The 18,215-nt window shown below is 58.7% G+C and carries 19 protein-coding genes and 1 pseudogene; 11 read left to right on the top strand and 9 right to left on the bottom strand.

Features of this window, described 5'->3' with window-relative positions; all coding sequences use genetic code 11:
- Positions 1-206 precede the first annotated feature (206 nt).
- From QQK95_RS15875 to QQK95_RS15865, 3 genes and pseudogenes are all read left to right on the top strand, one after another.
- Positions 207-647, top strand: coding sequence for a hypothetical protein (locus tag QQK95_RS15875; RefSeq protein WP_284274239.1), 441 nt, complete (start codon positions 207-209; stop codon positions 645-647).
- A gap of 94 nt (positions 648-741) precedes the next feature.
- Positions 742-1,089, top strand: coding sequence for a hypothetical protein (locus tag QQK95_RS15870; RefSeq protein WP_284274237.1), 348 nt, complete (start codon positions 742-744; stop codon positions 1,087-1,089).
- A pseudogene (locus tag QQK95_RS15865) lies at positions 1,086-1,433 on the top strand (recombinase family protein); the annotation flags it as partial. The gene QQK95_RS15870 and the pseudogene QQK95_RS15865, both read left to right, overlap by 4 nt.
- Here the strand turns inward: QQK95_RS15865 and QQK95_RS15860 are convergent.
- The 4 genes from QQK95_RS15860 to QQK95_RS15845 all read right to left on the bottom strand — a co-directional run bounded on the left by QQK95_RS15860 (position 1,414) and on the right by QQK95_RS15845 (position 5,042).
- Positions 1,414-2,949 (bottom strand): PAS domain S-box protein, encoded by a 1,536-nt coding sequence (locus QQK95_RS15860; RefSeq protein WP_284274235.1) that lies wholly within the window; start codon positions 2,947-2,949, stop codon positions 1,414-1,416. The pseudogene QQK95_RS15865 and the gene QQK95_RS15860 overlap by 20 nt on opposite strands.
- Positions 2,950-3,002: 53 nt before the next feature.
- The gene (locus QQK95_RS15855; protein WP_240565441.1) at positions 3,003-3,326 is read right to left on the bottom strand and encodes a hypothetical protein; all 324 of its coding nucleotides are present in this window, start codon (positions 3,324-3,326) and stop codon (positions 3,003-3,005) included.
- A 235-nt stretch (positions 3,327-3,561) separates the two neighbouring features.
- Positions 3,562-3,735 carry a hypothetical protein gene (locus QQK95_RS15850; RefSeq protein ID WP_284274250.1) on the bottom strand — a complete coding sequence of 58 codons (174 nt, stop codon included), beginning with the start codon at positions 3,733-3,735 and terminating at the stop codon, positions 3,562-3,564.
- A 539-nt stretch (positions 3,736-4,274) separates the two neighbouring features.
- On the bottom strand, positions 4,275-5,042 hold the full coding sequence (locus tag QQK95_RS15845) for a Crp/Fnr family transcriptional regulator (protein WP_284274232.1): 768 nt from the start codon (positions 5,040-5,042) through the stop codon (positions 4,275-4,277).
- 856 nt (positions 5,043-5,898) lie between these two features.
- Between QQK95_RS15845 and QQK95_RS15840 the strand changes: the two genes are divergently transcribed.
- The 7 genes from QQK95_RS15840 (at position 5,899) to QQK95_RS15810 (ending at position 12,022) form a co-directional block, all read left to right on the top strand.
- The gene (locus QQK95_RS15840) at positions 5,899-6,993 is read left to right on the top strand and encodes an ABC transporter substrate-binding protein (RefSeq protein WP_240565414.1); all 1,095 of its coding nucleotides are present in this window, start codon (positions 5,899-5,901) and stop codon (positions 6,991-6,993) included.
- Positions 6,990-7,817 (top strand): ABC transporter ATP-binding protein, encoded by an 828-nt coding sequence (locus QQK95_RS15835; protein ID WP_284274229.1) that lies wholly within the window; start codon positions 6,990-6,992, stop codon positions 7,815-7,817. The genes QQK95_RS15840 and QQK95_RS15835 overlap by 4 nt, the downstream gene beginning before the upstream one ends.
- Positions 7,814-8,581: an ABC transporter permease gene (locus QQK95_RS15830; protein WP_284274227.1), complete on the top strand. Its 768-nt coding sequence runs from the start codon at positions 7,814-7,816 to the stop codon at positions 8,579-8,581. The genes QQK95_RS15835 and QQK95_RS15830 overlap by 4 nt, the downstream gene beginning before the upstream one ends.
- A 223-nt stretch (positions 8,582-8,804) precedes the next feature.
- The gene (locus QQK95_RS15825) at positions 8,805-9,131 is read left to right on the top strand and encodes a hypothetical protein (RefSeq protein WP_284274225.1); all 327 of its coding nucleotides are present in this window, start codon (positions 8,805-8,807) and stop codon (positions 9,129-9,131) included.
- On the top strand, positions 9,128-9,817 hold the full coding sequence (locus QQK95_RS15820) for a dienelactone hydrolase family protein (protein WP_284274223.1): 690 nt from the start codon (positions 9,128-9,130) through the stop codon (positions 9,815-9,817). Before QQK95_RS15825 ends, QQK95_RS15820 begins: the two co-directional genes overlap by 4 nt.
- A 4-nt stretch (positions 9,818-9,821) precedes the next feature.
- Positions 9,822-10,499, top strand: coding sequence for a phosphoribosyltransferase (locus tag QQK95_RS15815; RefSeq protein ID WP_284274221.1), 678 nt, complete (start codon positions 9,822-9,824; stop codon positions 10,497-10,499).
- A gap of 431 nt (positions 10,500-10,930) precedes the next feature.
- A complete protein-coding gene (locus QQK95_RS15810; protein WP_276315570.1) occupies positions 10,931-12,022 on the top strand; it encodes a lysylphosphatidylglycerol synthase transmembrane domain-containing protein in 1,092 nt (363 codons plus the stop codon).
- 105 nt (positions 12,023-12,127) lie between these two features.
- Here QQK95_RS15810 and QQK95_RS15805 read toward each other — a convergent pair whose 3' ends face one another.
- Together QQK95_RS15805 and QQK95_RS15800 are read right to left on the bottom strand one after the other, a co-directional pair.
- Entirely contained in the window at positions 12,128-12,979 is an 852-nt protein-coding gene (locus QQK95_RS15805; protein WP_284274220.1) for an ABC transporter permease, read from the bottom strand.
- Positions 12,912-13,724: an ABC transporter ATP-binding protein gene (locus QQK95_RS15800; RefSeq protein WP_284274219.1), complete on the bottom strand. Its 813-nt coding sequence runs from the start codon at positions 13,722-13,724 to the stop codon at positions 12,912-12,914. Before QQK95_RS15800 ends, QQK95_RS15805 begins: the two co-directional genes overlap by 68 nt.
- A gap of 348 nt (positions 13,725-14,072) precedes the next feature.
- Between QQK95_RS15800 and QQK95_RS15795 the strand changes: the two genes are divergently transcribed.
- Positions 14,073-14,735, top strand: coding sequence for a DUF6629 family protein (locus QQK95_RS15795; RefSeq protein ID WP_284274217.1), 663 nt, complete (start codon positions 14,073-14,075; stop codon positions 14,733-14,735).
- A gap of 498 nt (positions 14,736-15,233) precedes the next feature.
- On the opposite strand, the gene QQK95_RS15790 is transcribed toward QQK95_RS15795, so the two are convergent.
- Genes QQK95_RS15790 through QQK95_RS15780 form a run of 3 tightly spaced genes read right to left on the bottom strand, consistent with a single transcriptional unit; the run spans position 15,234 to position 18,128 of the window.
- Positions 15,234-16,316 carry an ABC transporter ATP-binding protein gene (locus QQK95_RS15790; RefSeq protein WP_409371692.1) on the bottom strand — a complete coding sequence of 361 codons (1,083 nt, stop codon included), beginning with the start codon at positions 16,314-16,316 and terminating at the stop codon, positions 15,234-15,236.
- 28 nt (positions 16,317-16,344) lie between these two features.
- A complete protein-coding gene (locus QQK95_RS15785; RefSeq protein WP_457920538.1) occupies positions 16,345-17,238 on the bottom strand; it encodes a carbohydrate ABC transporter permease in 894 nt (297 codons plus the stop codon).
- Positions 17,235-18,128, bottom strand: coding sequence for a carbohydrate ABC transporter permease (locus tag QQK95_RS15780; RefSeq protein ID WP_240565393.1), 894 nt, complete (start codon positions 18,126-18,128; stop codon positions 17,235-17,237). The genes QQK95_RS15785 and QQK95_RS15780 overlap by 4 nt, the downstream gene beginning before the upstream one ends.
- Between the last annotated feature and the right edge of the window lie 87 nt (positions 18,129-18,215).

Below are 18,215 nucleotides of genomic sequence, written 5' to 3'. Positions count from 1 at the left end.
CCGGAATGGTGGCCGGTGTTTGATCGGAATGGCGGCCGGCTTCACGTCGGAATCCGCAGATTGTTCTCGCCGCAAGCCGTAACGACACGCAATTGCAACCGGCTGCCCTACGCGATCCAGCGCTCCGGCTCGTGAGCGATTGGCGAACAACTCGGTACATCTCCATGCTGCTATGCCGCGTCCAGCAGCGGTTGGAGAGCCGAATCATGGTCAATCCCGGAATTCAGGGATTGGCCGCAGATTCACCGACGAGAGTTCAAAGCAGCCAAACGGCCCGCACTCGCGGTGGTCCACAAGAGTACGCCGTTGCGCGGGAGGCCGAGGTCTTTGCGATGACCGAAGCTCTAAAACTTCAAGATTCGATCCCCGAAGTCGCGGCTACGTCGCTCATCGGCGTCATCGCCAAGTTGGAAATGATCGTCGGTGCTGATCGGGATATCGGTGACCCTACCGACTTCCCCTGGCCGCACATAGCTTCGGTGCTTCGTGACTTGAAGGCGATTGCCGGGAGTTTGCCGGCTCATCGCCGGAGCAGGGCAAGGACGCGGAGCGATGTCACCAAGCATTGGGAGTCTGCGGTCAAGCTGGTCGCAGCGCTGCAAGAGGAAGGCGAGGCCGAATACCGTGGCGATGTAACTGTCTTCTGACACGCTCTCCCTACCACTTGTCGCCTGCAGCCCGACCTTGACGACTGAGACGAAACCGCAGGACGCAAGTCATTGCACGCTGTGGCCCTACGACATGAACTTCGTGCTTTCCATCGCCGTGCGGAGGACTCTGATGGCGGGTCGATCTACCATTGAGAGAGCGACCGCGATGGCAGAGGAAACCAGGACTGGCCCACAGGCTTTAGTTCCGGCCAACGACAACGGCGACCTCGCCAGCCCCGAGGGTCGCCCTGAGAACACGGCGGCCAAGCTGGATCGGGTGGTGCTGAGTATCGCCCGGCTGATCGGCCGGCAGCTGGCACGGGAGGCATTCGAGGTGAGGCTGGCGGCCAACGACAATCGCCCGGGCCGGAAAGAGGGAGAGGGCAGGGAGCCGGATGGTAAACCCCCTGGGAACAGGAGAGAGGATCTGCCGCCATGACCCGTGTCGCACTCTATGCCCGCTATTCTTCCGACAGCCAGCGGGATGCCTCCATCGAGGACCAGTTGAGGCTGTGCCGCGAGCAGGCGGCGCGTGAGGGCTGTAGCGTGGCGGGAACCTTCGAGGATGCGGCGATCTCCGGCGCCAGCACTGTGCTGCGGCCGGGCATCCAGCATCTGGTACGCGATGCCCAGCGCGGCCGCTTCGAGGTGGTGCTGGCCGAGGCGCTCGATCGCATCAGCCGCGACCAGGCAGATGTCGCCACCCTCTTCAAGCATCTCAAATTCGCCGGCGTTGCCATAGTCACTCTGGCCGAGGGCGAGATCAGCGAGCTGCATGTCGGCGGTCTAGAGATAACCCGATGGTAGTGGGTTTCACGGCAGTGGGCAACGAGATCCGAAATGTGGCGCCGCCGTCGCTGTTGCGGCTTACCGATATCGTCCCACCGTGCGCCTCGACGATGCGCTTGGAGATCGAAAGTCCAATGCCCATGCCACTCGCCTTGCTGGTAACGAAAGGCTGAAACAGACGAGAGGCGATCTCCTCGGATATCCCCGGCCCAGTATCGGCGACTTCCACAGCGACATATCCCTTGCCATCTGGCGCTGTGCGTACCGTCAGTTCTCGCCGCTTGCTGTCGCGCATTGCCTCCATTGCGTTGCGCATTAAGTTCATCAAGACTTGCTGCATCTGAATCCGGTCCGCAAGGACGTCATCCGTATCGGAAGCAAACTCGAACACCGACCGCACACCCTTTTCGCGGGACCCGACGAGGGCAAGCGCGCCAGCCTCTTCAATCAATTTGCGCATGGATTCCCGTGACTTCCCCGTTTCGCCACGTATGACGAACTCGCGCAGATGGCGGATGATGTCGCCCGCGCGTAGCGACTGCTGGGCAATCTCCTCCAGCGCGTCCTTGATCCGTTCGGCCGTAGCGCCATCCAGATCGCGCAGCAAGCGTACGCAACCCTGCGAATAGTTGGCGATCGCCGCGAGCGGCTGGTTGAGTTCATGGGCAAGGGTCGAGGCCATCTCACCAAGTTCGTTCAACCGGGCGAGCCGCACCAGTTCACCCTGGACCTCCTCGAGCCGAGCCTCGGATTCCTCCTTTTCCGTCAGGTCGCGGATGAAGCCGGTGAAGTATCTCCTGTCGCCTGACTTCAACTCGCCGACCGAGAGTTTCATTGGGAAGGTCGAACCATCCTTTCTGCGCCCGACGACCACGCGATCGATGTCGATAATGCGCTTCTCGCCAGTGGCGAGATATCGCCGAATGTAGCCATCGTGCTCGCTATGATAAGGCTCGGGCATCAGAAGACGGACGTTCTGACCTACGGCCTCTACTTCGGCATAGCCGAACTGGCGGACAGCCGCCGCGCTGAAGGAATTGATGATGCCGGCTTCGTCTATCACCACTGTTGCGTCCGGAACGGTATCGAGGATGGAGCGCAGATGCGCTTCGCGTGCCTTGAGGGCCGCCTCGCTTCTGTCGATGGCTCGGCGTGCATGATGCAGCATTTCGCCCATCCACGCGATGATCAGGCCCACCAATGTGAAGATGAGCACCTGGATCAGTGTCGCTTGCGAAGTTCCGACGATGTAAAGCGCCCCGAAAAGGGAAAGCACGAATGCGAGAAGGCCGGGACCTATACCGCCCGCGATTGCCGAGATGAGGATGACGGGAATGAAAAGGATAAAGACCGCGCTGTTTCCAAGCGCGGTTTGCAGCGCATATCTGGCAACAAAGACGACGACGACCGCCACGACCGCCAATAGATAGCCAGCCGGCCCTTCAAAGCGGGGAGAAAAGAGGACTTCCAGCACGCGCCCTCTAACTCCGGGGAGATCTCTTGCAGGCATGGTTTCACCACTATGGCCAAGGGCGGAGCCATCTCTAACCTTCTGTTTGCTATTTAACTAGGCGATCGGCCAGCCGATGTCGCCCAGCGCAAGACCAATCCGGAATAGCGGCCGGGGGCGACCGGAAGCACAAGCAGCTGAATCACATGCATCAAAATAGCCAAAATAGGTTTGGGCGGCCAAGCCCTTGGTTTAGGACGCTGTTGTCCTGGCAATTGAGGTAGGTCATGGTCCGTTTCATTGCGCGTGCCAACATCGTCCATCTTCAGGATCTGCTCACCAGCGAGACCAATCCGGAACAACGGCGCGTCATCGAAGGCTTGCTGGCATTGAAGCGAAAGAAGCTTGAGATAGCCGAACGCCAGGCTCGCGATCACTCCCGCGTGCCCGGCAAACCAGGAAGCGTCGTCAGACCCTCGCCTTGATATGGTGAGGCGAAGCGGCCGTAAGTCGAAATAGCTTCACTATCCCCGACTGGGTGGCCAGCTCAACCCAGCTTGGCATATCGCCTTTTAGGGAAGGTCTCAGCGCGCCGGTCAGGCGCGCTGAGGAACAATAGCCGCGGCGCCAACGGGCGCCGATGCCACAACGCCAGCTCAAATTTGCTGGGATTCAGGCGAGCCTTCGAAGGCAACTCCCTCCGTCGTTTTCGACTGTCTTTGGGACTACATCGCCCAAGTCCCCTTTAGTATCTTTTCCGACAGGCTGCGGCGTCGAGACGTTCTCAAGAATCTTGGCCGATTTGGCAAAGCTGGCGAACGCATCGTGAGCAATTGACGCATGTATTTGACCACTGGAAGCCCGTTCGCAAGCACGAGCAGCTGTGTCGTAAATTGACCCCTACGGCTCTTGGGCCATTCTTCCAAGAAGTTCAATGCGTCAGTCAGGCCGCTGATCTCTGTCTTGAACTTCCCGTTCTTAACAAAAATGGGACGGTCGAAAATCCGGTCTTTCATGGATTTTCTCCCTTCGATTGTATGAGTACCTTAACATTTTTAGTTTCTCCGAAAAATGAACGGCGGCGTTGATCCCTATCAATGAGATGAAATTCCTGGGCCCCCAAATCGCTCCAAGCGAATATTCACCGGCAATTCTCGATGCGCTCTTCGTGCTCAAGTGCCGGCGCGTCAGCGCGAGCTTGGAGCCACGTTGCGGTTGCTTCTCGAAGTCGGGGCGCCGGCAGCTTGTGAAGGTTGGAGACTTGCGCAGCGATCAAACCGCTGAGGCTTGGCAAAAAAACCTGCTCGTGTGGCCAGGCAGACCATGCTTGGTTTCGGTTTTGTGAAATTTGAGCTCCGTGGAAGTTCATTCGTGGCGCGAGCCTCTCAAAGCGCGATCGACCTGATTGAACTGCTAAGGCCGGTCGAAAGATCTTCGCGAGCCGACATCTTGACCAACTGCCTCATGTTGAGAACCTCAAAATGCTGTGAATTGCGGATCTTGATGATGCCCTTGCGGCTCATCTCATGAATGACGCGACTGATGGTCTCCCCGGTTGTCCCAAGATAGCTGGCCATGTCACGGCGACTGATGGGTACATAGATCGAAAGATTTGCGCCGGGCGTCCATTGATTCGTACCGGTACGGCGGCAAAGCATCAGCAAGAAGCTGGCGACTCGTTCCGGCGTCGTCTGACAACCAAGCAGCAGCATCCAGTTACGCGCTGCGTCGAGTTCATCCAAGGTGCTCAACATCAATTGATGCTCGAGTTCGGGAAAACGTTCCGTCAATCTCTCGAATGCGCGACGCTCATAACAGCACAAGGTCACATCGGATGCCGCCTCTATGGCATGGGCGGAAAGGCCACCGAAAACGCGACCGAAGAAATCCGACTGAAAGAGCAAGCCGACGAGTTGCTGGCGCCCGTCTTCCAGCGACTTCTGCATGCGCAACACGCCTGACACGACGATGCCCACAAAGGATATCGCCTCCATCTCGCCAAGCACCGTTTCCCCGAGACAGTACGTCCGGTGGTGGGAGAGCCTGGAGAGCTCTTCCTGTAAGTCGACACAAACCCTGTTGCATAGCGAGCTTTTACGCACGGCGCATCGATCACAGTGCGTTAGGGCTCGGGCGAAAGGCAGGGGTTCCATAGCATCATCCAACTCACGGTTGAGCCAAAAAAGACTCCGGAATAGAATCGGCAGGAAATTCACGTCTAGAAAGATTTCAGGGCTGAATTGGATTTGAAACTCGCTCTAGTTTCCGCTGTCGTCTTTGTTCCAGGTCAAATTAAGATCAGATAGGCCAGGCGAGCCTCATCGCGCGGGCTGGCTTTGGTTTGGAAAGCTAGGTTATCGGGCCTAATATTTCTTAGGAAGCCTTCAGACCGGATCAGGTCGTGGGGTCGCTTGGCACGTAAATGTCGCTCGCTTTCGCGAGATACTGTCTCACGACCGAAGCCTGGAACAGCGGGGATCGAATAGCGCCGCTCGCGCCGCAAGCCCCCACTCAGTAGGTCAGTCCGACGCGACAGGCCAGAAACAAATCGGCACGGATCGGCCGAAAGACCATCGGACCCGAACGGAGCCCCCTTCGTAGAATCCCCTAAGGGTATAACCGAATTGTTGGGCAGGCGCTCTTGTCGTGAAATCAAAAGGCGCAACAAGCAAACATGGGAGTGTTTGATGCTCACCGCCCACATGACATCCAAAGCTATCGCTCTGACAACCTCGTTTTTGACACGGCCACTCATCGTAAGGGCAGTGCAAGGGCTTGTGACTGATCTTTTCGACCCATACCGGCCCGAGCTTCACTATATGCGCGGGCCAGGACCGAGGTGGCATGAGAAGCAAGCTCGCGACAGTTCGTTACTTACGTGGGAACACGATCGAGGTTTTTGATGAACCGCCTGTGCGCTGGCCAGGAGTTGATTGCTATCAATGCGTCGGTCGGTCCTTATGGAATGGCACTTACACGATAGTGAGCTCAAACTGTTGGAGGGAAATCGTGGTTGGCGAGCTGTGCCGGTGCGCTGAGAGCGTGCTTTGGGCCCTCCGCTCGACGCCGCGCATCTTGATTGGCCGGAGAACGATCCACACGGGTCGGCACACTTTATTGGCCATCTTTCACCTTCAGCCTCGACGGTTGTTGGCGTTGTTGGCCTTAGGTGTCGCGGCGTTTGCAACATCGGCAGCTTGCGGGGAGGGCATCACGCTTCGAGTTGGTCACTTTCCGAATATCACCCATGTCCAGGCCTTGGTCGCCAGGAATTTCGAACGGCAGGGCCGGAGCTGGTTCGCGGCCCGGCTTGGCCAGGATGTCAAGGTCGAATGGTACGCTTACAATGCCGGCCCGAGCACCATGGAAGCGATTTTTGCTGGAAGTCTCGACCTTGCCTACGTTGGACCGAATCCGGCTATCAATGCTTACGCACGATCTGACGGGCAGGAAATTCGTGTCATCGCCGGAGCGGTAAACGGGGGATCGGCGCTCGTTGTGCAGCCCGATGAAGACCTCGTCAATCCATCAGACTTTCGCGGCAAACGTATCGGCACCCCTCAGTTCGGAAATACGCAGGATGTCGCTGCGCGGGCCTGGCTGATGGCAGGTGGACTGCGGATCACGCAGACTGGCGGCGAGGCGCTGGTCCTGCCGACGGCCAATCCTGATCAACTGGCGCTATTCAAGACCAGACAACTCGACGCTGTTTGGACCGTTGAGCCATGGGTAACGCGTCTTGAGCAAGAAGCCGGTGGCAAGGTGTTGGTCGAGGAGAAGAATGCGGTTACGACCATCCTTGTGTCGCGTGCTGAGTTTCTATCGTCGCATCGGGAGATTGTAGCTCGCTTCGCAGCTGCCCACCGGGATCTGACCGACTGGATCAACCAGAATCCTGCCGAAGCCCAGCGTATGGTCAGGGAAGAACTCAGGCTTCAGTTCAGGACCGACATGGCGCCGCAGCTTATAGCGCGTGCGTGGTCGCGCTTGACGGTGACCAGCGACATCTCGCTTGAGGCGTTACAGAAATTTGTCAGCAGCGCTCAGCAAGTCGGCTTCCTGCACGCCGTTCCCGATTTGTCGCGTTTTCTCGACGTTCCATGAACATGGCTGAAGCGCAATGGCAGGGCGTGACGCCCGAGCATGTCTCTGGAGCATCAAGCAAGCTCATCGTGGAAAGCGTCTCGAAGTGGTTCCGCACTCCACGGGCGACCGTACATGCTCTCGACAGCATTTCGATTCAGGTCGCGGCTGGCGAGGTCGTTTGCCTTGTCGGGCCGAGCGGTTGCGGCAAGTCAACGCTGCTCGACATCATCGCTGGGCTGACCAAGCCGGACTCCGGGCGCGTGCTCGCCGACGGCCAGCTGGTCACGGGTCCGGGCCGGCAGCGGCTGGTTGTGTTCCAGGAGCCATCGCTGTTTCCGTGGCTGGACGTGTTCGGCAACGTCATGTTCGGCCTGAAGCTGTGCCCCGAGCTCACCAATGATGAGCGTCGCGAGGTTGCACACCGGTTCCTTGGCCTGGTCGGACTGGACAAATTCGAGCGGGTGCATGTTCACGAATTGTCGGGTGGCATGAAACAGCGCGTGGCTTTGGCGCGCGCCCTTGCCGCTGATCCACAAGTGCTTCTTATGGATGAGCCGTTTGGCGCGCTCGATGCGATGACCCGGGAGCACCTCTATGACGACGTTCAACGCATCTGGCGCGACAGCGGCAAGACGATCGTTTTTGTCACTCACAACATGCGCGAGGCAGTCTGCCTGGGTGATCGCGTACTGCTCATGTCGCGGGCACCGGGAAAGATTATTCAGGCGTTTGACATTCCCTTGCCACGGCCGCGAAGCATCTATGACGTCGAGCTGGTTGGGCACGCCGCGCGCGTCGCGGATGCCCTCCGGGGCACAGTTGGAGGAGGCGTGCCGGAATGAAGCGTATTGTTGTCGCCTCACTCTTTTTCATGGCGTTGCTGGGAATTTGGAGCATCGCTTCTGGCAGTGGGCGGTGGTCGCCCGTTCTGTTTCCATCGCCATGGAGCGTTGCTAAGTATCTTCAGGGAGCTCTGTTGGATGGGACGCTTGTCGAGGCGATCTTTGTGACGATGAAGCGGCTTCTGGTTGGGTATGCAATCGGTTTGCTGATCGGACTGCCGCTGGGGTTGCTCACCAGTTCTTCACAAATGCTGGAGGACACGATTGGAGCGCTAGCGCTCGGGCTCCAGACGTTGCCGAGTGTATGTTGGGTACCCCTCGCACTTCTGTGGTTCGGCCAGACCGAAGGCGCGATGCTGTTCGTGGTCGTCATGGGAACTGTCTGGTCCGTTATCATCGCCACCGACCATGGCGCATGCACAATTCCGCCGATCTATGCCCGCGCGGCGCGAACCATGGGATCGCAGGGGCTGCATCTGTGGACCAGGGTGATGCTGCCTGCATCCTTGCCGTTCCTGGTGAGCGGAATGAAGCAAGGTTGGGCGTTCGCGTGGCGTTCGCTGATGGCGGCAGAGATTTACGTGACCATCCTGACGGGATTTGGCCTTGGTCAACTGCTGCACTATGGGCGCGAGTTGCAGGCGATGGATCAGGTAATCGGCGCCATGGCGATGATCGTGCTCATCGGTTCGCTGGCTGACAGGATCCTTTTTTCACCTTGGGAGCGATTTCTTCACCGGCGTTGGGGAACGAATGCCGAGTAACCCAAGGGCAGACCTGTGATCGTAGCGAGGTCTATCGTCAACTTCCGCGCCTTGTGCGTTAGATCTTGCAGGCATCGTTTTTCATATTCCGTTTTTCATATTCGTTGATCGACATCAATGCCGCGCTGGGTGTCTCGTGAATAGCTGCAGCGCGTGATTACTACTTTTGGACCTTGCATCGGACCGATAGGCGTCGTCCCCGCACGCCCAGGGATTGAATTCGATGGCAACGATTGATCTCGAAGAAGCCTTGAACGACCCGGCATCGATCTTTGGTCAGCCGAAGAATGTCCTGGCGCGAACAACGCTATCAAAGGAACAGGAGATCGAGATCCTCCGTCGGAGGCTCTACAATGCGGAAGAAGAGGCCGTCGCTCTCGATGAAGGCATGTCCGTTGAAGAGACTGACGTGCTGCGTCAAGTTCTGGTCGCACTTGCAACGCTCACCGGCCCGATTGATGTCCAACATTGTGCGCCCTCGAAGCAGCACAGCCAACCGCGAAGCTCTGTAACGGTCTCGAAATCTGACCGGCCTGGAGTGAAGCGATGAGCAGGAGTCCCAAGTCGTATCCCAGTGATCGCGCGGAAGTCGCCGAGGTTTTGATCCCTCCGATTGGATTGGTCGGATCGCTGCGCATTCCGCAACAAGCACGTGGCATCATTGCCTTCGCTCACGGCAGCGGTTCAAGCCGGTTCAGTCCGCGCAACACCTATGTGGCGGAAGCCCTCAATCATGCCGGATTTGCCACTTTGCTGTTCGATTTGCTGACGCAGGACGAAGAGGCGGATAGATCCAATGTTTTCGACATCCCGCTGCTCGCAGAACGCCTGACTACAGCGTTGAATTGGACCTTCACGGACCCGCGAACGGACAAATTTCCTGTCGGATTGTTTGGCGCAAGTACTGGTGCTGCAGCTGCCCTCGTCTCGGCTGCGGCGCTCGGAGACACGATAGGCGCCGTTGTGTCGCGCGGCGGACGACCGGATATGGCGGCGGCTGCACTGGAAGAGGTGCGTGCGCCTACATTGCTGATTGTCGGCGGCAACGATCAGGATGTTCTTGCGCTGAACAGATCGGCGCTCGCTTGTCTCACCTGTCCCAAGCAGCTGAAAGTCATTCCGGGCGCGAGCCATCTTTTTCCAGAACCTGGTGCGCTCGATGCCGTTGTCGCCGAGGCGAGCGTGTGGTTCACGCGCTACCTCTTGCCGGCCGCCCGCAACGCCAGAGAGGCTTGACCCCATGCCGTTCGCAGATCGCTCCGAGGCAGAAAAACGGCTGGGCAAGGCGCTTGATCGCTATCGAGGCGATAATGTCGTGGTACTGGCCTTGCCCCGCGGCGGCGTCCCGGTGGCGGCAGAGGTGGCCTCCCATCTGAAAGCTCCTCTCGACCTGCTTCTGGTGCGTAAGATTGGAGTGCCAACCCACCCCGAACTTGCCATGGGCGCGATCGTCGACGGCGATGATCCCATCGTTGTGCGCAACGAAGATGTCATTCGCCTTGCCTGGGTGTCAGCGGCGGAGTTCGACAAGTCATGCGAGAGGGAACTCGCAGAGATCGAACGTCGGCGTCGTCTTTATGTTGGCAATCGCCATCATGTCGATGTCAAGAGCCGGATCGCGATCATAGTCGACGACGGGATCGCAACGGGCGCAACCGTTCGGGCTGCGATCCGCAGCCTACGACGGCGCAAGCCCTGCAGCGTAGTAGTGGCCGTTCCTGTCGCCCCGCCTGAAACGATCGAGGAACTGAGGAAAGAGGCCGACGATGTCATCTGCCTTGAAGAGCCTGAATTTTTCCAGGCGATTGGTCTTTATTATCGCGACTTCCGTCAATTGAGGGATCAGGACGTGATCGCCTTGATGGACGCCGCACAGGCCAGGGTCGCCTCGGGAACGTCCTCCACGGTCGACAAATAGTGGCTCAGGCATGGCCCTGACCGTTGCGTGGACCGCGCCCATGATGGAGATCTGCGCTGAAAGCGGCCGACGATTTCCGTGAAAGCCAAGACGTAGGGCTGGAGCGCTGCCACGACCTGTCGGCAATCTGCCTTGCCAAGGCCGAGATGATCGTCGCGTCGGATTTTTGAAAGAATGTAACAAGGTTGCGGGTATGGGATTGATGCCGATCAATGCATCAGTTCGGCGCTGCTCGGAACCTAGTCAGGATTATTCATTGCGAGAATAGTCATGGAAATCACACAACAGGCCTGGTTTCGCAGCATGGCGCCACCAATTTGTGTCGGGATGGTTATCCGAGCATGCCTGATGTTATCGAAGCTTGGCAAGGCCTTGACGCAGTTGGTTTTGGTAGGCGGCGTGCGCTTTGGCCTAGGTATAAACTTAGCTTGATGCTCGTTCGCACAAATCAACCGGCATCAGACGATAGTGGCGGCGAGCCTGTGGTACCGCAGCCACCAGTTTTGGCTGGCGCTTCATTTCCCGACAGTCCAAAGTCGACTGGCCTCACGCTCGGAATTGCACTTGGGTGGCTTCTTGGGGTCTTGGTTCTTGCCGGTCTCGTCACCTTCGTGCTGCATTTCAGTGACATCGAGGTCTTTATCGACAAGCTCTGGCGCGCCGATCCGCTATGGCTCGCCGCTGCGGCCCTGTGCCAAGCGGCAACCTATCTATGCGCCTCGGGCGTATGGTGGGGCGTGCTTAGGCGGGCCGGTGAAAGACGCTGGTTCTTTGGACTTTTGGAACTGGCGCTGGTGCAGCTCTTCGTCAACCAGGCTGTGCCATCCGGAGGTGTCAGCGGTACTTTGATGGTCGTGCGCGGTCTGCAACGGCGCGGGATTCCGGCGCCGATTGCTATGACTGCGCTGCTTGTCGCGGCTCTATCCTATTATGCCGCCTACTTCATGGTCGCTTTGCTGGCCTTCATCGTCTTGTGGGACATGGGCGATCTCGGCACAGCTTGGAAATCGCTATCGATTGCCTTTTTCACTGTGATCATCTCTCTGGGCGTCGCGATCCTTGCCCTGACGCGCTCACGGGGTCGCTTCATTCCCAAGTTCGTGCTCGCCTGGCGCCCGGCAGCTTGGCTCGCCGATATTCTCAAGAAGGTCCACATCGACATGCTCCGCGACGGGCGCGTCGTCTTTGAAGCGGTCGCGTTCCAGCTAGCCGTTTTCTTGCTGGACGTAGTGACACTGTGGTGTGTCGCGCGCGCGGTTGGCATGACGCTCGGTCCTGCAGGTGTCTTCGTCAGCTTCGTGCTGGCGTCCGTGGTGGCGACGCTGTCACCGGTTCCGCTTGGCCTGGGAACCTTCGAAGGCACTTGCACGGCCATGCTCCACCTGATGGGCGGAGGCGTCGAAGGCAGCCTCGCAGCAACGCTGCTCCTACGCGGCTTCACCCTATGGCTTCCCATGCTGCCGGGGTTGTGGATGATTCGGAGGGAAGGCAGGCAAGGCATCCAGCCGGAACCGTTCAAATGAAATCCTCGGAAGTCGACAGGAAAAGTCGGCACCCGTTGATCCCTATTTCCTTGTGGCCGAGTATCAACACTGCCCGCTCTCGAGGCGCAGCGCATGGCGATGCCATCAGGTGGTCATGCGCGGGTATAGCCGTGCGGCGATGAAGACGAGAAAGACAAAGGTGGCTCCGAGAACGAGGCAGTCGACAGCGAGGCCGAACTTGCTCTGCCCGCCGATCAGCATCAAGGCGCGCAGGGCATCGACTTGATAGGTGAGAGGATTGGCGCGCGAAATCGTCTTCAGCCAACCGGGCATGATGTCAATTGGATAGATGGCGTTGCTGGCGAAGAAGATTGGCATCGTCAAAACCTGTCCGATGCCCATAAAGCGCTCGCGCGTCTTAACAATGCAGGCAATGATCAGCGAGAAGGTCGAAAAGAGACCTGAACCGAGCGCGATCATGCACGCCACACCGAGAAGCTTGACTGGACTGATATCGACATCGATGCCCAGAGCAAGCGCAAGGAGATACACCATGACCGCCTGCGTCAGGCCGCGCACGGCGGATGACAGCGCCTTGCCAAGAACGAGGGCACTCCGGGGTGCTGGGCTCACCATGTAGCGATGGAGGACGCCAAGGTCGCGCTCCCAGATTGCGGCGATGCCGTAGAAGATCGCCGCGAAAAGCACACTTTGGGCGAGGATGCCTGGCGCCAGGAAATCGAGATAGCGGCCATTGTCTGATGTTATGCCGCGCACCTGCGCCATGACCTCACCGAACAAGACAAGCCAGATAGCCGGCTGGATGGCGCGTGTCAGGATTTCACTGGGATCGTGCCGCAGCTTGCGTATCTCCGCATCGGCCACCGCATGAACCTCGGTACCATACTCCATGATTGCTTCTGCAAGCCTAGCCATGATCGCTGGCGCTCCTGCGCGTCTGCCTAACATCACGGTAGTCGCCTCCGCTCTCGACATCGCCGCCGGCGATCGCCATGAAGACGTCGTCAAGTGTCGCCGAGGGGCCGACACCAGCCTTCAACTCGGCCGGCGTCCCAACCTTCTCCAGGCGGCCGCGATGCATGATGCCAACGCGGTCGCAGAGGGCGTCGACCTCCTCCATTACATGCGTGGTGACAAGAATGGTGGTGCCGAACCGATCCCTTAGACCGCGCACGTGGTTCCAGATCGCAGTGCGGGCCACCGGGTCCAATCCGACGGTCGGCTCGTCCATGATCAGCAGGGCCGGCCGGTGCAGGGTGCTTTGCGCGATCTCCAGCCTTCGCAGCATGCCGCCGGAATAGTGCTGCGCCAGACGGTCCGCCGCGCCGGTGAGCTCCGTCATCTCCAGCGCCTCCCTGATCCGCTGCGCGCGCTCGGCGCGAGGAATGAGATAGAGTCGCGCCGACAGCAGCAGGTTTTCGTAGCCAGTCAGCGCTCCGTCGGCCGAAAGCAGCTGCGGTACATAACCAATGCTGGCCCGAATTTGCCGGGCTTCACGCCGCAGATCGCATCCGGCGACTGTGGCGTCGCCGCTCGTTGGTGGCAACAAAGTCGTCAGCATCTTGATAAGCGTTGATTTTCCCGCGCCGTTTGGGCCGATCAGGCCGAAAATCTCGCGCTGGCGGACCTGCAAATCAACGTGGTCGACAGCCACGTTTTGGTCAAATGCCTTGGAGAGGCCGTGCGTCTCTATGGGGAAGATCGCGGGAGGAGCGAGCATTTTTCGTTCAATCCTGGCTGGTGGCGATGTCCCAACCTCACGGCGCTCGCATGCGAGGCGCAAAGAATTCAGCATCAGCCTAGACGTCTCGGCAGGTGGGCGATTTGATTCAAGGCAAAGCAGTTGGGATATGCGTAGTCTCGCATTCTGCCGCGAATGACTGAACCTCATCGCAGAAGAGTCAAATCTTTATACCGAACCGAAAGGGATCCCGTCCCTGGGGGCAATTCAGACCCAGATCAGGTCGACGCTGCAAGTGAGCAGAAGCGGTGGCGAAACCATTCGAGATTAATGGAGCAAAGTGGACCTAAACCTGCCAAGCTTGGATCTGGGCGGCGAAAGACGGCGATGTGCTTTTCAGCAACGGCAAGTTTTCTCACCACGGGTCTGACCGCGGCGATGGGGCTCGCATCACTCCGACGAGCCAAAACGTGGCGAGAATTGCCCCTGGCCTTGGCCCCTGTTTTCTTTGCTGTGCAGCAGGGGTTGGAAGGGCTGTTGTGGCTCAATCTCCCAGCGGCGCCAGACGGATCGCTTTCAACCGGGCTGGCATTTCTATTTCTTGTCCTTGCTGAGGCATTCTGGCCGATCTATGCGCCCATTGCCGTGATGTTGATAGAGCCAGACCAAGGTCGCCGGCGGCTCATCCTGGCCTGTGTTGCTGCCGGTCTGGGAGTCGGCACCTACCTCCTTTGGTACATCGTTAATTGGCCACACGGCGCCGTGATCCAGGATGGCCATATCGTCTATATCAATGGGACCAAACATGGTGTCGTGGTGGCGCTTGCCTATCTGGCCGGAACCGCACTCCCTTTGATGCTTTCGACGCAGCGAATGGTGGTCGCCCTTGGAGGGATCGTTCTCGTGGGTTTGGTCGTCGCCTACGCGCTCTACTGGGAGGCTTTTGTCTCCGTCTGGTGCTTCTTCGCCGCTGCGGCGAGCATCATGATAGTATTGCATTTTAAAAGAGTTGACCAAAGCAGGCTCGCGGTTGTCGCGCTCAATAAGTGACCGCCATTGACTGAAATCACGTCGCTTTCTTGGTCGCTGGGCAAAGGTAGTTTGGATCTGGCGACAAGACGAGCATGCCGCCTAAGAGGGTCTCTGGAACATTCTACTGCGTTGAATCTATCCCTTTGAAGTGAGCGTTGGAATCATGACCCTAAGAGATAAATCTCGCGTCTCTCTTGTGGCTGACGTATAGGCGGAGCCAACGTGCGGTTTGCGATTGCACGCACAATCAAACATTTCGCCAGTTTTCAGAGCAACCTGTTTCCACGCTTCAGGCCGCGGTCAAAGCCTGCATGGATTGCATCCAGCATCGGCCCTGATCGCTGGTTTTGCAATTGCCGGTCCCGTTGCGCAAGAGATCTTGACGTCACCTGTTGAAACCAGCGGTGCAGTCGACCATTGGGCCGAATACCGTCCCCCACTTTGGCCAAGCCGCTGGACGCAGCTCAAGGCCTTGTCGCGCCAGCGTTTCGGTAGGCTCCGCCGAGGTTCCTGATGTCAAAGGTGAAGGCCGGTTGCAGGATCGAATATCTTTGCGCGGTTCATGTTGACCTCGAACCGGAACATCGTCCCTACGGGCACTTTGTCCTGCGGGTCGACGCGCCCGATCGCCTCGATCCCCCCCAGCGTAAACACCAGCAACGTGTCAGGACCAGTCGGCTCGACCACGTCAATCGCGCGTTCGAACAAAAACGTGTCCGCCCCGGGCCGGTGCGCGCCCTCACGAACGATCACCTCTGGCCTGAGGCCGAGTATGAGCTCGCCGCCCAGATGGGGTCTCGCTGCCGCTTCCAGCGATTTGGGGATCGGAAACAGGACTGTGCCCGCGCGATCCTCGACCTGCAGCCTGAGACCCGCCTGCTCGATCACGCGCCCGCTGAACAGGTTCATCGATGGCGACCCGATGAAGCTCGCCACGAACAGGTCGACCGGCCTTTCATAGATCTCCTCGGGCGGTCCGAACTGCCGGATCGTTCCGTTGTCCATGACCGCGATGCGCGATGCCAGGGACATCGCCTCAATCTGGTCGTGCGTGACATAGACGGTGGTCTTGCCGAGCCGCTGATGCAGCTTCTTGATCTCCGTGCGCATCTCGACGCGCAGCTTGGCGTCAAGGTTTGAAAGCGGTTCGTCGAACAGAAAGACGGCGGGATGACGCACCAGTGCCCGTCCCATGGCAACTCGTTGGCGTTGGCCTCCCGAAAGCTGGCTCGGCTTGCGATCGAGCAATTTCTCGATGTGCAGAAGCGCCGCAACGTCGGCCAGCGCTCTCTCGCGCTCTGCAATTGCAACATGCCTGGTAACCAAGCCGAAAGTGATGTTATCCTCCACGGACTTCGTCGGATAGAGCGCGTAGGATTGAAAAACCATCGCGACGTCGCGGTCACGCGGCGGAATGTCGTTGACGCGTTCATCCCCGATGATGATTTCGCCGCCGCTCAGCGTCTCGAGGCCGGCGATGAGGTTCAGCAGGGTCGACTTGCCGCAGCCGGATGGCCCGACAAGAACGATGAATTCGCCTTCCTGCAGCGAGAGGTCAATGCCCTTTATCACTTCGTTCGAGCCGAAGAGCTTGCGCACGTTCCTCAATTCTATCTTTGCCAATGTGTCATCCCTTGACTGCCCCAGCGGCGAGGCCGCGCACGAAATATCGGCCGGCAACCAGATAGATCAGAAGCGTCGGGATCGCGGCAATGATGGCAGCCGCCATGTCGACATTGTATTCCTTAACGCCGGTCGATGTGTTCACCACGTTGTTCAACGCGACCGTCACCGGATTGCTGTCGCCCACGGTGAACGCGATCCCGAACAGGAAATCGTTCCATATCTGGGTGAATTGCCAGATCACCGTGACCACGATAGCTGGCGGCGCCATCGGCACGACGATGCGAAAGAAAATGCCGAAGAAGCCCGCGCCATCGATCATCGCCGCCCGGATGATGCCGTCCGAAACGCCAATGAAGAAGTTTCGGAAGAATAGCGTCGTGAACGCAAGCCCATAGACTGTGTGAACCAGGATGAGCCCGTAAACGGATCCTGCCAGGCCAAGCACACCCAGCACGCGAGCCATCGGAAGCAGCACGACCTGGAAGGGGATGAACGCGCCGAACAGCATCATCGCAAAGATCGTGTCAGCCCCGCGGAAACGCCACTTGGTAAGGGCATATCCGTTGATCGCGCCTAAGAAGGTCGAGATGAGCACCGCTGGCACGACCATTATCACGGAGTTCAAGACATAGGGTTTCAACCCGTTGCAGCGCACACCGACGCAAGCTGTGCTCCAGGCCTTGCCCCAGGCATCGAAAGTCACTTGCTTGGGCAGGCTGATCAGCGAGCCCGACCGGATCTCCGCCAGCGGCTTCAACGATGTTGTGATCATCACGAACAGGGGAGCTAGATAATAGAGACAGAAGAGGCAAAGCACTGCAAACAGCAGGACGCGCAGCACACGCTGGCGCATGCCACCGGCGCGAACGATCCCGGCCACCGCCTGCGCGCTCACCGGTTCTTCTCTCTGAGTTCGGAATACAGGTAGGGGACGATGATCGCCAGGATGGTGACCAGCATCATCACCGCACTCGCAGCCGCAGTGCCCAACTCGCTGCGCTGGAACGCAAAGGAATACATGAAGGTGGCGGGCATATCGGTAGCGTAGCCCGGCCCACCCCCGGTCAGCGCCATGACCAGGTCGAAGCTCTTGATGGCCAGGTGCGCCAGTATGATAAAGGTCGACATAAAGACAGGCCGCATCATCGGCAGGATGATCGAGACATAGGTGCGGATCGGCCCGGCGCCGTCGATCGCGGCGGCCTTGAGCACCTCGTCGTCAACGGACCTGAGGCCCGCCAGGAACAGCGCCATCGCATATCCAGACGATTGCCATACGCCGGCGATGACGATCGTGTAGATCGCCATGTCAGGATTGACGAGCCAATCGAAGTGAAAGTTCTCGTAGCCGAGCTGCTGCATCAGATGCTCGATGCCAAGGCCGGGGTTGAGTATCCACTTCCACGCCGTGCCGGTCACAATGAATGAGAGCGCCATCGGATAGAGGTAGATCGTCCGGATCGCGCCTTCGATACGGATGCGCTGGTCGAGCAGGATCGCGAGCAGGATGCCGATGACCGTGCAGGAAATGATGAAAAGGCTCGAGAATATGAACAGGTTCGCGAGGGCCACGTACCAGCGGGGCGTGACCCATAGCCTGACGTACTGACTGAACCCGTCCAGAGCGTAGCTGGGCAGCACGGATGAGCGGGTGAAAGAGATGTAGACGGTCCAGACGATGAAGCCATAGACGAAAAACAGACTCATCGCGAAAAGCGGTGAGACCACGGTCTGCGGCAGCCAACGGTCCAGAAACCGGTCGACAGTCGTCGATCGACGCTTCATTGGCTGGATCACTTGCGCCTCCCCATTGCGAGAACGGGGCCAAGGAGATAGTCCCGCAACAAACTCGAGGCTGCTGCTCGTGCTTCG

The sequence above is a fragment of the Mesorhizobium huakuii genome (genome assembly GCF_030160235.1).
In the GTDB taxonomy this organism is placed as follows: domain Bacteria; phylum Pseudomonadota; class Alphaproteobacteria; order Rhizobiales; family Rhizobiaceae; genus Mesorhizobium; species Mesorhizobium huakuii.
This window is presented reverse-complemented; position numbering and strand designations above follow the sequence as displayed.